Annotated in this window: 10 protein-coding genes and 1 pseudogene; 5 read left to right on the top strand and 6 right to left on the bottom strand. The window is 50.8% G+C overall.

The window, feature by feature from the left end:
- Positions 1-35: 35 nt before the first annotated feature.
- The 3 genes from LIZ87_RS12610 to LIZ87_RS12600 form a co-directional block, all read right to left on the bottom strand.
- Positions 36-1,169: a class I SAM-dependent methyltransferase gene (locus LIZ87_RS12610; RefSeq protein ID WP_178314225.1), complete on the bottom strand. Its 1,134-nt coding sequence runs from the start codon at positions 1,167-1,169 to the stop codon at positions 36-38.
- The gene (locus LIZ87_RS12605; protein WP_227147529.1) at positions 1,166-2,113 is read right to left on the bottom strand and encodes an NAD-dependent epimerase/dehydratase family protein; all 948 of its coding nucleotides are present in this window, start codon (positions 2,111-2,113) and stop codon (positions 1,166-1,168) included. Before LIZ87_RS12605 ends, LIZ87_RS12610 begins: the two co-directional genes overlap by 4 nt.
- Before the next feature lie 238 nt (positions 2,114-2,351).
- Positions 2,352-4,355: a thiamine pyrophosphate-binding protein gene (locus tag LIZ87_RS12600; protein WP_227147526.1), complete on the bottom strand. Its 2,004-nt coding sequence runs from the start codon at positions 4,353-4,355 to the stop codon at positions 2,352-2,354.
- A 340-nt stretch (positions 4,356-4,695) separates the two neighbouring features.
- Between LIZ87_RS12600 and LIZ87_RS12595 the strand changes: the two genes are divergently transcribed.
- The 3 genes and pseudogenes from LIZ87_RS12595 to LIZ87_RS12585 all read left to right on the top strand — a co-directional run bounded on the left by LIZ87_RS12595 (position 4,696) and on the right by LIZ87_RS12585 (position 7,458).
- The gene (locus LIZ87_RS12595; RefSeq protein ID WP_178316518.1) at positions 4,696-6,069 is read left to right on the top strand and encodes a cell wall-binding protein; all 1,374 of its coding nucleotides are present in this window, start codon (positions 4,696-4,698) and stop codon (positions 6,067-6,069) included.
- Positions 6,070-6,316: 247 nt separating this feature from the next.
- Positions 6,317-6,691, top strand: a pseudogene (locus tag LIZ87_RS12590) (hypothetical protein); the annotation flags it as partial.
- 164 nt (positions 6,692-6,855) lie between these two features.
- Positions 6,856-7,458 carry a cytidylate kinase-like family protein gene (locus LIZ87_RS12585; RefSeq protein ID WP_227147524.1) on the top strand — a complete coding sequence of 201 codons (603 nt, stop codon included), beginning with the start codon at positions 6,856-6,858 and terminating at the stop codon, positions 7,456-7,458.
- Here the strand turns inward: LIZ87_RS12585 and LIZ87_RS12580 are convergent.
- Entirely contained in the window at positions 7,446-8,189 is a 744-nt protein-coding gene (locus tag LIZ87_RS12580; protein ID WP_227147521.1) for a LytR/AlgR family response regulator transcription factor, read from the bottom strand. The genes LIZ87_RS12585 and LIZ87_RS12580 overlap by 13 nt on opposite strands.
- Before the next feature lie 142 nt (positions 8,190-8,331).
- Entirely contained in the window at positions 8,332-8,976 is a 645-nt protein-coding gene (locus LIZ87_RS12575; RefSeq protein ID WP_227147518.1) for an undecaprenyl diphosphate synthase family protein, read from the bottom strand.
- A 178-nt stretch (positions 8,977-9,154) separates the two neighbouring features.
- Here LIZ87_RS12575 and LIZ87_RS12570 point away from each other — a divergent pair, with 178 nt between their 5' ends.
- Together LIZ87_RS12570 and LIZ87_RS12565 are read left to right on the top strand one after the other, a co-directional pair.
- The gene (locus LIZ87_RS12570) at positions 9,155-10,090 is read left to right on the top strand and encodes a hypothetical protein (protein WP_227147515.1); all 936 of its coding nucleotides are present in this window, start codon (positions 9,155-9,157) and stop codon (positions 10,088-10,090) included.
- A gap of 35 nt (positions 10,091-10,125) precedes the next feature.
- On the top strand, positions 10,126-11,064 hold the full coding sequence (locus LIZ87_RS12565; RefSeq protein ID WP_227147512.1) for a hypothetical protein: 939 nt from the start codon (positions 10,126-10,128) through the stop codon (positions 11,062-11,064).
- Between the two features lie 129 nt (positions 11,065-11,193).
- Here LIZ87_RS12565 and LIZ87_RS12560 read toward each other — a convergent pair whose 3' ends face one another.
- Entirely contained in the window at positions 11,194-12,612 is a 1,419-nt protein-coding gene (locus LIZ87_RS12560) for a sugar transferase (protein ID WP_227147510.1), read from the bottom strand.
- Positions 12,613-12,628 lie beyond the last annotated feature (16 nt).

Genomic DNA, 12,628 nt, shown 5'->3' with positions numbered 1-12,628 from the left:
CCGCTTTCTGCTCCTTCTCTAATGGTTCTGGCCGGTTATATCATCTCAAGATGATTGGAACGCATGGCCCTGATCTCTACCTGCTCTCCAAACTGCTCCCGTATGCAGGCTGCGATCTCATCCGTATAGCCCGGCGCTGTGATCACGATGGCATCTACCGGATTCTCATGGAAATGGGCAGGCGCCACAATCGGAAGATGGGAGGACGGAGCAAATTTCCCCTGCTTAAAGGGAGCGGAATCAATGATATACTCTGCCCGCTCTCCCAGCTTTGTGGTAGCTGCCAAGGTAAAGCCCTGGTGGCTGGCTCCCCAGAGCGCCACCTTCTTATTCCAGGCCTTTAAATACTTCATATAACCATCCATTTCCTTTTTCAGGTTCACATAGCACTTTAACAGATTCTCCGTGTCTGTCTGTGGACGCTTCTTCACGATCACAGACAGGGTATCCCTGTTGATCACCTCGCACTCCAGCACCTGAAAGCCATTCCGCTCCAGAAGGGGCATCAAGGTATCAAAGGTATAGTACGCAATATGGTCCCGTATCAGCTCATAGTAGCTGTTGTGGTCCATGATATATTCAAAGCTGGGAACTGTGATCAGCCCCATAGCGTCATCCTCTAAGTTTCTGTAAATGGCCTGGAGCATGGTATTGGGCTCCGGCTGGTGCTCAAGGAAATTAAAGGACAGGAACACATCAAAAAGGCCTCCTGCAAAGACCGTATCCTCTGTCTCTGTAAAGCCCTGGTCCACATGCAGGCCCTGGGCCTTTGCCAGCTCCACCAGAGCCGGATCATGCTCCACTCCGTAAGCCTTTACCGGAAACTCCTCCAGAACCTTTAAAAACTCGCCCTGGCCGCAGCCAACCTCCAGGAATTTCTTTCCCTCCAGGTGGTAGGTCTCGATCAGGTGCTTATACTGGTATCTGCGCAGCTCCACCATGGTCTTTGAAAATCCGCCTGCCCGGATCACATCCCTGTAATAGTCCACGGGCTCACAGTCAAACTGGACAAGCCCGCAGCCCATGCACTGGCATAGATCCAATGTAAGCCCCTTATCCTCCGCAACATTATCCGCATCCGGCATATGCTGCGCCGAAGACGGCATATTATCAAGTGTAAGCAGCGGTGTCTCCCATAGAGGTGCACCGCAGGCAATGCATCGCTTCATGAATCTGTCTTCCTCTCTTTCTTCAGCCCTTGTATCATTTCCAGGATCCCCTCCTCAAAGGATATCTCCTGGCGAAAGCCTACCGTGTCCCGCAGCCTTGTCAGGTCCGGGATCAGGGATACCACCCCCTCTGCATTGGGGGGCCTGTTTCCAAACTCATAGGAGCCTCTGCTGCCGCAGAGACCATAGAGCTCTTCGATATAGTTTCTTAAGGGACGGGTATCTTCCCCTGCCACATTATACACACCGGCAGGCACTTTCGCAAGCAGCAGCTTTGCAAGTGCCCTTGCTGCATCTTTTATATAGAGGAAATTCCACATCTGCGTACAGGGTCCCAGCTCCATGTGGCCCCCCTTTAAAAAGGTATCCACACAGGTAGAAACCAAGGACCAGGGATGATCCCCAGGCCCGTAGACACTGAACACCCTGGCATGGATATAAGAGATCCCCAGCCGTTTTCCCTCTGCTGATGCCTCCTCGCAGACCTTCAGCTTGTCTTTTCCGTACTCGGAGACCGGATGGCACTCCATATCTTCCCTCATAGGCCCCCGGCAGATGCCGTACTCTGCCTGGGAGCCGCAGAACAGGAAGCGGCTGCAGCCTAAGCGGGCTGCCGTCCTTAAGGCATCCATGGCATAGCCGATATTTTTCGCCTGAAGCTCCGGATTCTGGCGGTTGGCACTGCCTGCCCCTTCCCAGCCAAGGTGGAGCCAGGCATCTGCTGCTCTTGTGTTTCCGAGCTTTTCTGATATTCCAATATTTTCCAGTTCCTTTATCCTATCCAGGCTGCAGGGGATCACCCTGACCTTCCCTTCTCTCTCCAGCTGCTCCCGCCCAGGGGAGTCAGGCCGCACCACAGCTGTCACCTGGCAGCCTGCTTCTAAAAACTCCTTTGTCACGGCCTTTCCGATAAAGCTCGTGGCCCCGGTCATGATCACATGCATAAAACTGCACCTCTTGATTTTATTACTCTGAAAGTCCCGTCGCCGACAGGTGGCATGTATTCAGGTACGCCAAGTGCGCCCGCCGGACTTTCACGGTGTGGTGGCGCGTCCGCCCGCCGGGCGCATGCAGGTTTGCTGTCTGCCTTCCGGCTTTCTCACCCTGCGGGATGCCTCTCTATCCCTTAATAGGCTCTTGGAATCTCTTTGTGCCTGGATTTGCAAGGGAGATTCCGAGAGCCTATTTTATCCTGGGAATGATCATATTGCGGTCCATCTCCTCCTCCGGCAGGAAGGGTGACAGATCCTCAAGGGGCGGCGATACCAGCGTACCGTCCGGCAGCCTTTTGGCTGAGGACTTCGGCTCAAAGTTCTGATCCATGGAAACGAATACCTCACAGATCACAGGCCCCTCTGCTGCCAGAGTCTTCTCCACTGCCTCTGAAAGCTCGCTGTTGTGGCGGGCGCATACGTAAGGATATCCATAAGCCCATGCAAGCTTTTCCATATCCGGAAAGCTCAAGTCGCCGCTGTCCACACCAATGCCGATCAGAGGCTCCCCAAAGAAATTCTTCTGTGTCTGGCGGATGGAATGATAGCCGCCATTATTGATCACAAAGATCTTGATCCCCATTTTGTGGTGGATAATGGTCTGCAGCTCCTGAAGGTTCATCTGGATGCTGCCGTCCCCTGTAACTAAGATCAGATCCCCGCCGCTCCTGTCCCCATTCTGGCTGTAGCACTCATGTTTTCTGGAGGCAGCCCAGGCGCCGATGGCTGCCGGAAGATCATAGCCCATGGCTGCCACCGCGGAGTTGGTGATAAAACGCTGGCCCTTTTTGATAACATAGGCATGTCCTCCCACCACACAGGCAGAGCCATTGCCCACCACGGTGATCTGTCCCTCCTTCAGGCGGCTGCTCACCTCTTTTATAAACGCATACACATTAGCCGGCTCCCCGTCTCCCGCCGCATAATGCTTTGGAAGGACTACGGGGTAGACCTCCTTCCACATGATGCAGGTCTCACTCCAGCTCATATCGCCAAGGCCCACTCCGCCATCAAACACCTGCTTCCTGCCGGGACGGCTCAGGCTGCCGGGGAGGGCCTCCCCTTCCTCTGCAAGGATATCATCCAGCACCTCATCCAGCCGCTCCAGCAGATCCTTTGCATCTGCATGGATCCTCATATCGCTGTGCACAGAAGGCTTCTTAAGCTCCTCCTCGTCAATATCATTCACGATCACATAGGCCTCCCTGGCCCATGTCTGATAATTATAGCCTACCTGGCGGATGCTTAAGCGGCTGCCCACAGACAGCACAAGGTCGCTGTTCTGAATGGCAAAATTGCCTGGCCTGTCTCCCATATTGCCTGCCCGGCCTATATACAGGGGATGCTCATCGTACATGCAGTCCTCGCTGTCCCAGCCTGTGATCACAGGAATTCCCAGCTTCTCAGTCACTTCCATGAACACCTCATGTGCCCCTGCAATGCGGATGCCGTTGCCTGCATTGATCACAGGGCGCTTCGCAGCCCGCACCTTCGCGATCACTTCCTCTGCCGTCTCCCTGCTTACCTTGCCTGGAAGCACCTGGCGGTATTCGCCGCGGCCTGCCTCATCCTCCGGTATCTTATGCCCGTCACCCCGGCCTGCCCAGCCATCGCCGCCATTTTCATAATCAGCCGCATCAAAGCCCGCCAATTCCTCTGCCTCCACAAAGGCGCCCTGAACATTTAAGGGAATATCCAGCCAGCACGGGCCCGGACGTCCGGACTGTGCCAGGTAAAGAGCCTTCTCCAGGCAATAGCGGATGCGCATGGGATCGATCACCATTTCCGAATACTTTGTCATACAGTCAATGGACTTGCAGATGTCAAACTCCTGATCTCCCATGGCGCGGATCCTGATACCGGACCAGCGGGCTGTGGTGTCGTAGCGCACCTGGCCGGAAAGCACCAGCATGGGGATCGAATCCAGCCATCCTCCCAATACGCCTGTGATGGCATTGGTCCCGCCGGGTCCGGTGGTGACACACAGTGCCGCAATGCGTCCGTGTATCCTGGCGTAGCTCTCCGCGGCAATGGCGCAGGCCTGCTCATGGTGATTGTAAATACAGCAGAGCCCCTCCTGGTGTCCCAGAGCATCATCCAGATGCATCGCACCTCCGCCAGTCACCATAAATGCCTGGCAGATACCTGCCTGGACTAATCTGGAAGCAATATAGTTGGAAATTTTCATTTTCATAAACCCGCTCTCCCATCTTCTTGATCGATATGGTGATACCAGGGTCAAAAGGCCAGAAATCCGGTATCATAGGGGTCAAAGTACCTTTAGACCCCAACATCATATGGTGAGTATAGCATAAAAAATATAAAAATAATACTGTCTTTTCTCTTAACAAAACCTGGCTTCTTACGTTTTCCCGTGTTTCAGGGGCTTCCCCCCGCCCTCCATAGCCTTCCAAAACTGCCATTAACCTTCACTAGTTTTTGCGTATCCTGTCCGCTATAATGAACCACGTAATGCAACAACGGATTTTCGGCCACAACCAACCACACATATTCAAAAGGAGAGATTATCAATTATGAAAAAACAGATGAAAGCCCTGGCTGTATTATCCACTGCAATGTTTATGGCAGCAGTAACCCCTTCCCTGTTCCCAAATGTGTCCACTGTCTACGCAAAAAACGTTGGCTGGACAGAGGAGAACGGCAACTGGTACTACTATGATTCCTACGGCGATCCGCTGACTGATACCTGGAAGAAAAACGGAAGCGACTGGTATTACCTGGATTCCGATGGCATCCGCGCCTCCAACATGCAGATTGATGAGTATTACGTAGGAGAAGACGGAAAACGCGTTTCTATGAAATGGGTTTCCGTAGAAAACGAAGATTACTGGTCCGAGGAGGACGCGCCGGAATTCTTATACTACTATTACGGCAGAGACGGAAAAGCGCTGACATCCACCTGGGCATCCATAAACGGACAGTGGTACTATTTCAATGAGGACAGCATCATGGAAACAGGCTCCATCGCAGTAGACGGCTGCAACTACTATCTCGGCGAGGACGGAAGCCGCAAGACCGGATGGATCCTTCTGGAGGAAGAGACAGACGATCCTGAGACTCTGGAATACTGGTACTACTTTGACAACAGCGGAAAGCGCGTTGAAAATGAGGTCGACAGAAAGATCGACGGCGCCTACTACACCTTTGTAGACGGCCGCATGCAGACAGGCTGGTTCAAGCTTCCTGCAGCAGCTGCCCCTGCCCAGGACCAGGCCGCAACTCCTTCTGAGGCAACTCCTTCCGAGGCAGCTCCTGCCGTGTCCGCAGAGCCAACCGTTGCCGGCTATCAGTACTATGATGAGGACGGAAAACGCGCATCCGGATGGAGGACCATCGAGGGCGTGGAGAATCTCAGCGAGGACGGAGAGCTCTACAATTTCTACTTCAAAAACGGCGCTCCCTACCATGCCGAAAGCGGCTTAGAGCTCTTTACCGTTGATTCCAAGAAGTATGCTTTCAATACAAAGGGAGAAATGCAGACCGGAAAGCAGGTCGTCAATACAGGCGAGGGCCTCTCTGCCAATTACTTCTTTGATGAAAATGGCGTGATGAAGACCGGAAAGCAGACGATCTACGATGAGGATCTGGGCGAGACTCAGAACTGGTTCTTCCACACAGACGGCTCCAAGAAGGGCCAGGGCTACCACGGCATTAAGGACAACACACTCTACATCTACGGCCTGCGCCAGGATGCAGACAAGGATCTGCGCTTTGCCCCTGCTGAATTTGAAGGAAACCGCTATCTTGTAAACGCCAACGGCGCTGTGCAGAAGGCCGGCTCCACCTCCAAATCCAGTGAGAGGCCTGAGTTAGGCAATGGCTTTAAGGATTTCAAGGATACCAATGAAACCATCTGGACCGTAAATACGGAGGGTATCATCCAGTAATATCCGGCGGCACCCACTATAACCTTTCAAACAATGCGATACCTCCCACCAGCGCCTGTGGCTCATCCGTTCATCTTTCCACAGGCAGCGGTGCGGATGGCACGGTATTTTTCGCGGCAGACTAGCTAAACAGTCTGCTGCTTTTTTGTGTATTTTGCTGATTTTTACTCAAAATCCGAAAAAAATGGTATAATTTGGAAGTTCATACGCTATTTATTATAGTGATGATAAAATGTGGGAGGAAGTTATGAGAGAGCTTGCTGTGTTTTACTGCCCGAAATGCGGGCACTATGCCTATTATCACACGTCCCGTCATCCCCAGTGTCCCAAATGCGGGGCGCCTGGCGCCATGCTCATGGTAAGAATGCATTATCTGGAATTTATGCAGCTGTCATGTGAGGAACGGGATGAATATCTGACCCAGGAGATCCTGAATTCCAATCCTTCTTTGCTGAAACGTTTGAATATACCCCATGAGAAATACAACAGCCGTGAGCTGATCGCAGAAATGAACAATGTTATCATGAATCTGGACACGGAGAATAAAATCCTAAGCGACACCGTAAACTGGATGCATGACACCATCTGGGAGCTTCTGCGCGAAAAACGCCAGGCCGGACAGGCTCTTTCGGCGGAAGCCGCGGCTTCCAAAGAGCCCTTGGAAGATTAAAAGAAAATGCGTAATTTTATCCCTTTCTTTTGTGCAGATAGTGCGATATAATAAAATATAAGAAAATAAATTTGTGCACTTTTCATATCTTATACCATTTAGAAAGGAGTGAAACTATGAGTAACAAGATCATAACCATTGCCCGCCAATTTGGAAGCGGAGGGCATGAGGCCGCAGAGCGTCTGTCGAAACAGCTGGGCATCCCCCTTTATGACAGAAGCCTGGTGGAAATGGCTGCCGAAAAAATGGGCCAATCTGCTGTCAGCGTAGAAAAAGTAGATGAGACTGCCCTGTCCCGTTTTCTTGCCAATTACCAGATCTCCCAGGAGCCCAACTCTGTAACCGGCTATGGCCTTTCACTGAATGACAGCACCTATGTGACGCAGACCATCATCATAGATGCCCTTGCCGCGAAGGGGCCTTGTATCATCGTGGGGCGCTGCGGAAACTACGTGCTCCAAAATCATCCCGGACTGATCGATGTCTTCCTCTGTGCCTCCATGGAGGACCGGATCAAACGCATCATGGAGCGGTACGGCTTTTCAGAAAAGGATGCAGTGAACGCTATCAAGTCCACGGACCGGCAGCGCAAAAAATATTATGAAAATTATACCCAAAACAAATGGGGATCCATTGAATCCCACCAGATGCTCCTCAATGTCAGCCGCCTCGGTATGGAAAAAACGGTCGACATCATCAAAGGCCTCTACGAGAGCTGAGTCCGCCTGACAGCCCCCAGCTTTTCGCAGTAAGCATCATACTGCCTTAAGGCATTTTCCTTAAAAGGGGCGCTGATGGTAAATTTCTCACCGCCAAACAGAGTCACATTCCTGACACTGAAGGAGGCTACATATCTCAAATTGACTGCATAGGATTTATGCAGGCGGAGAAAGCCGGCCTCCTCCATATGGATTTTTGAAAAGAGCTTTTCGATCGTAGAGTAACAGTGGTAAACATTATTTTCCACGACGATCCGGACTCTCCGGTTATCGCCCTCAAAATACCGGATATCCTTTAGGGGTATCCGGTATATGGTGCGTCCTGATTTAAATTCAAAAATCCCTGCATTTCCTTCAATTTTCTCACAGGCTTTATAAAAAATGTGTTGGAAGGCTTCGGAATCAATCGGCTTTTTCAGAAAATAGAATGGCTGGAACTGGAACAGCTCCATGGCATATGTTTGTCCGTAGGAAGATATATAGATGATCAGACTGGAATCATCGTGCAGCTCCTCCCGTATGACCCTTCCCAGCTCAATGCCATTCTTATCACGCATCACCACGTCAAGAAATATCAGATCATAATGGTTTTCCCGCAATGCTTCATCAAACTCTATTCCAGATGTAAAGATATCCTGCTCGATATCCCTGCCCTTTCCCAAACACTCTATATACTTTTCCAGTTGCTCGCACACCTGGTAATTATCATCACAAACTGCAATTCGTATCATAAACATTTCCCCATAGTGTAGTGCAATTTAATCCTTCCTATTTTACACCCCCCTGGCATGTTCTGTCTATAAATGTAGAAAACAGTTTGTTTGTCGTAGAAAATTACTATAAAGGTCCTGCCGCCGGATAGGCGGCATGCCTTTATCCTCCCAGGGTAACATCCTGCCTGGAATACCAGGCCAGCGCCTCCTCCACATGAGCTGTCCGAAAGTCCGGCCAAAGCTCATCTACCACATACATATCCGCATACACGGACTGCACCGGCGGGAAACCTGACAGCCTTCTCCTGCCGCCCCACCGGATGATCAGGTCGATCCTGGAAACCTCTGCCGTCTTAAGTCCGGGTCCGATGAGACACGGCCCCTTTCCAGGGCCTCTTCCCTTAAGCCCCAGATCCCACTCCCAGCTGTAATTCACCAGAAAATTGATCTTCATTCCACCTCTTCCAAAGGTCTGCCTGACCGTATATGGAAGCAGCTCCTCCGGGAAGCTGGAGGAGTCTGTATTGCCCAGCACCAGAAGCTCTGCATCCTCCTTAGAAAGCTCCCTTACCGCCGCCACACAGGCTGCTGTAAACGCCTTCCGCTGGACAGAAGGACGCTTTGTATTGTCCACCGTAAATCCATAAAAGGTCATCTCCTCTACGCCCAGATCACGGCACATGTAAAAAAGCTCCATTCCCGGTGAAATCCCGTGTCCGTACCCCATCTCCTTTCCCATCCCTTGTCCCTCTGCCCATCTTCGGTTTCCATCCGGTATGATCCCTATGTGTCTAGGTATTCTCATAAGCTTTCTCCCTCCTTACAGGGAGAGTATTGCCCATTGTCGTGAATTAAAGCAGCAGGGCTCCAAATTGTATGAATAATTTAAGATTCTCTTCATTGCCGCTGACTTTTTCATCTGTTATAATGAAGATAGGATTATTGCACTGTGATGGCACTTGCTTTCTATAAGGGGGTATATTATGATCAGTCATACTGTAAAGCTTTTGATCCTTACAACACTTTTATCTGCCGGCACCTGCGGCATTGTCTATGGAGAGGAGAAACCTATCACAGAGATCGACCTGGATTTCTCCTGGGACAAAGCGCCAAAGGGCGGGGAGCTGGTCGGACAGATACGGGCAGACTCTAAAAATAAACAGCTTATCATCGAGGGCTCTGAATATGCCAAAAAGGATGATACCTGGATATTCGGCGAACGTCCCCTTGTGGAAGTGGATCTGTCTGCCAAGGAGGGCTATTATTTCGATGACCTCACAAGCAGTGCCTTCACGCTCTCCGGCTGCAGCGTGACATACCAGTCTGTCGAGATCGATGAGGACGGAAGCTATTTGACCCTCCGGGTCCGCCTTCCCAAAATTGACGGCACTCTTCCCAAAACCACTGCCACCAGCTGGGAGGGGCATTCCGCCTCCTGGGATGCGGTAGGCGGTGCCAGAGGATATGAGGTAAAGCTTTACCGGAATGGCATCCCCGTTACCTCTGCCACCACCAAAGACATCAGCTATGACTTAAGCCCCTACATCACCTCGAAAGGCACCTATACCTTCGCAGTCCGGGCAACCGGCTACTACAATGATCAGGCTGGCCCATGGGTCACATGCGATGACATCATCAGCCTTTCAGAGGAGGATGCCTGGCTCTGTGATAACGGTACCTGGAAGCAGACCGGAGATGAACGCAGATACATTTACAAAGACAACAGCTATCCGGTGAGCACCTGGCGCTCCATAGACGGCAAATGGTATTACTTTGACAAGGACGGCTGCATGGTCTCTGACTGCTACGTCCAGTCGCCGGACGACCCGAATACATACCGTTTTATAGGAGAAAACGGAAGCTGGGAGAAAGAAAAGGATACGGAGCGTCCTAACAGGGCGTTGTATGAAATCTATTAAGACAATCTATAAAAAATAAGGAGGAACACATTCACATGAAAAAACCAATGAAGCTTTTACTTTTAGCAGCCCTTTTATCCGTCGGAATGGCTTGTTCCGCCCAAGCAGAAGAGCCGGAGGCCAAGGCCACCACTTCCATTTCCCTCTCCTTTTCCTGGGACAGAGCTCCAAAGGGCGGGGAGCTGGTAGGTGAAGTCTATGCAAACACCAGCAGCCGCCAGTTTATCGTGGAGGGCGCAGAATATGCGAAGAAGGATGATACCTGGGTCTACGGGGAACAGCCCATTGTTGAGGTAGAGCTGTCGGCCGAGGACGGCTATTACTTCAGCGACACAAGCCGGAGCCGTTTCACCCTTTCCGGCTGCAATGCCCAGTACAAAACAGCTGAGATTGACTCTGACGGCAGCTCCCTGACCCTGCAGGTCTTCCTCTCCAAGATCAGCGGCAGCCTGCCCCGCACCACTGCCACCTCCTGGAACGGCAATATTGCCGCCTGGGATGCCGTAGAGGGCTCCAGCCGATATGAGGTACGGCTGTACTGCGATAACCGCCTTCTGACAACTGTCACCACAGCAAATAACTCCTACGACTTCAGTGCTTACATCAATACAGAAGGCACCTACACCTTCGCCGTCCAGGCCACCGGTTCCAACAGTACCCAGGACAGCTCCTGGACCACGGAATCCGAAGGACGCATCCTGACCCGCGAGGACGCCTGGACCATCGACAACGGCGCCTGGAAGCAATCCGGCTCCAAATGGCGCTTTGTATACGGCAACGGCGCCTATCCCACAAACAGCTGGCGCCTGATCAATGAAAAATGGTACTACTTTGACAGCAATGGCTACATGGTATCCAACTGCTACGTGAAATCCGCCGCATCTGGTGTTTACTATTGGATCGGTGGAGACGGTGTGTGGGATACACAGTGGGATACGCAGAGTCCGGATGTGAGGACGTATAAAACTTATTAATTACCAAGCCATCCCGGCAAACAAACTCAATGGTGCGTTTTGCCGGATACTTCATGACAAAAAGACCTGCTGCAAACAATGCCTTATTGTATTGGCAGTTATTTGCAGCAGGTCTTTTATTTTTCTATTCTATCTGGAGCCTTTCCCGGTCAGAACCACCTTCACTGTCAGCAGGATGATCTTCACATCCTTGAGGATCGACCAATGATCGATATACTCCATATCCAGCTTGACGACTTCCTCAAAGTCTTTGATATCACTGCGTCCGCTTATCTGCCACAGCCCTGTCATCCCCGGAGTCATACTGAGGCGGCATTTATGCTTTGCTTCATAGTGTTCAAACTCATCTACCGTTGGAGGACGTGTGCCTACCAGACTCATATCACCCTTTAGTACATTCCAAAACTGGGGCAGCTCATCAATACTGGTCTTGCGCAGGAATCTTCCCACCTTTGTGATCCTGGGATCATTTTCCATTTTAAACATCAGTCCGGTGACCTCATTCGATGCCATCAGTTCCTTCTTGCGCTGCTCCGCATCCTGGTACATGGAGCGGAATTTATAAAAGGTAAAACGTCTTCCATTCCTTCCAATCCTGGTCTGTCCGAAAAATACTGGTCCCGGCGATTCCAGCTTAATGGCAGGGGCAACAAAAACCGCTGCAGCACCCAGGATCAGCAGGCCTACCAGACTTCCGGCAATATCCAGCGCCCGCTTTAGCACCATATCCCTTGTGGAAAAAATATTTCTGGCAAATGTCACTACCGCATACTTTCCTACCCGGTTCAGAGACCGTTTTCCTGAGCTGCTGATATCAAAAATATCAATGTTCACATCCACAATAATGCCCATCATTTCCATTTCTGATATCCACTCCTGGATCAGCGGCTCATTCCTTACATTCGAATCCAGGATAAAGACCTCATCAATGTCATGATGGATGACATAATCAAGGAAGGTCTCTCTGTCTGCTACCACAGGATATCCGCAGATCTCCTCGCCAACAGCATCTTTGTCCAAAAGCACAAGCCCAGTCAGGACGCGGTTCCATTCATTGTAAGCCAGCAGGTTCCGGATAACATCGTCTGCCCTGTCCTCTCTGGTCACGAGAAGCGTTCTGTTGCTGTATTTACTCTTCTTATAAATCTTGACCATGTACTGTTTAAACAGCAAACGCGCCAAGTAGCTCAATGGTATATTCACTGCCAAACATACGCCGAATACGATTCGTGACAGCTCGTCCGTCCTGTGCATGATATAAAGCAGTACTACCCAGCATATGGAAAATGCTGCCTGCATTTTTATGACCGCTATCAGTTCTTCAAAAAACCCGCGTCTGAAAAAATGATGATTAAAATTGATCAGTACATTGATCACGATCAGAAGAAGGCATATAAAACTCACCTGCCATATCTGATCGCCATGTTTATCCCTTCCATAAAACAGTCCATAACGGATCGCAAAGGCAGCGGCAACGCTTACCAGGAGGCACAGGACATCCAATACCAGTAAAATGGCATTTTCGATCGTCTCTTTCTTTTGATACATTTGTATATACCTCACT

Source organism: Lacrimispora sp. 210928-DFI.3.58 (assembly GCF_020554865.1).
Lineage (GTDB): Bacteria > Bacillota > Clostridia > Lachnospirales > Lachnospiraceae > Enterocloster.
This window is presented reverse-complemented; position numbering and strand designations above follow the sequence as displayed.

Bases quoted from the DNA above. Each gene is read 5' to 3' on its own strand.
- LIZ87_RS12605 (WP_227147529.1), bottom strand. From the start codon at position 2,113: ATGCATGTGATCATGACCGGGGCCACGAGCTTTATCGGAAAGGCCGTG.
- LIZ87_RS12585 (WP_227147524.1), top strand. From the start codon at position 6,856: ATGAGTAACAAGATCATAACCATTGCCCGCCAATTTGGAAGCGGAGGG.
- LIZ87_RS12575 (WP_227147518.1), bottom strand. From the start codon at position 8,976: ATGAGAATACCTAGACACATAGGGATCATACCGGATGGAAACCGAAGA.
- LIZ87_RS12570 (WP_227147515.1), top strand. From the start codon at position 9,155: ATGATCAGTCATACTGTAAAGCTTTTGATCCTTACAACACTTTTATCT.
- LIZ87_RS12595 (WP_178316518.1), top strand. From the start codon at position 4,696: ATGAAAAAACAGATGAAAGCCCTGGCTGTATTATCCACTGCAATGTTT.
- LIZ87_RS12610 (WP_178314225.1), bottom strand. From the start codon at position 1,169: ATGAAGCGATGCATTGCCTGCGGTGCACCTCTATGGGAGACACCGCTG.
- LIZ87_RS12565 (WP_227147512.1), top strand. From the start codon at position 10,126: ATGAAAAAACCAATGAAGCTTTTACTTTTAGCAGCCCTTTTATCCGTC.
- LIZ87_RS12580 (WP_227147521.1), bottom strand. From the start codon at position 8,189: ATGATACGAATTGCAGTTTGTGATGATAATTACCAGGTGTGCGAGCAA.
- LIZ87_RS12560 (WP_227147510.1), bottom strand. From the start codon at position 12,612: ATGTATCAAAAGAAAGAGACGATCGAAAATGCCATTTTACTGGTATTG.
- LIZ87_RS12600 (WP_227147526.1), bottom strand. From the start codon at position 4,355: ATGAAAATGAAAATTTCCAACTATATTGCTTCCAGATTAGTCCAGGCA.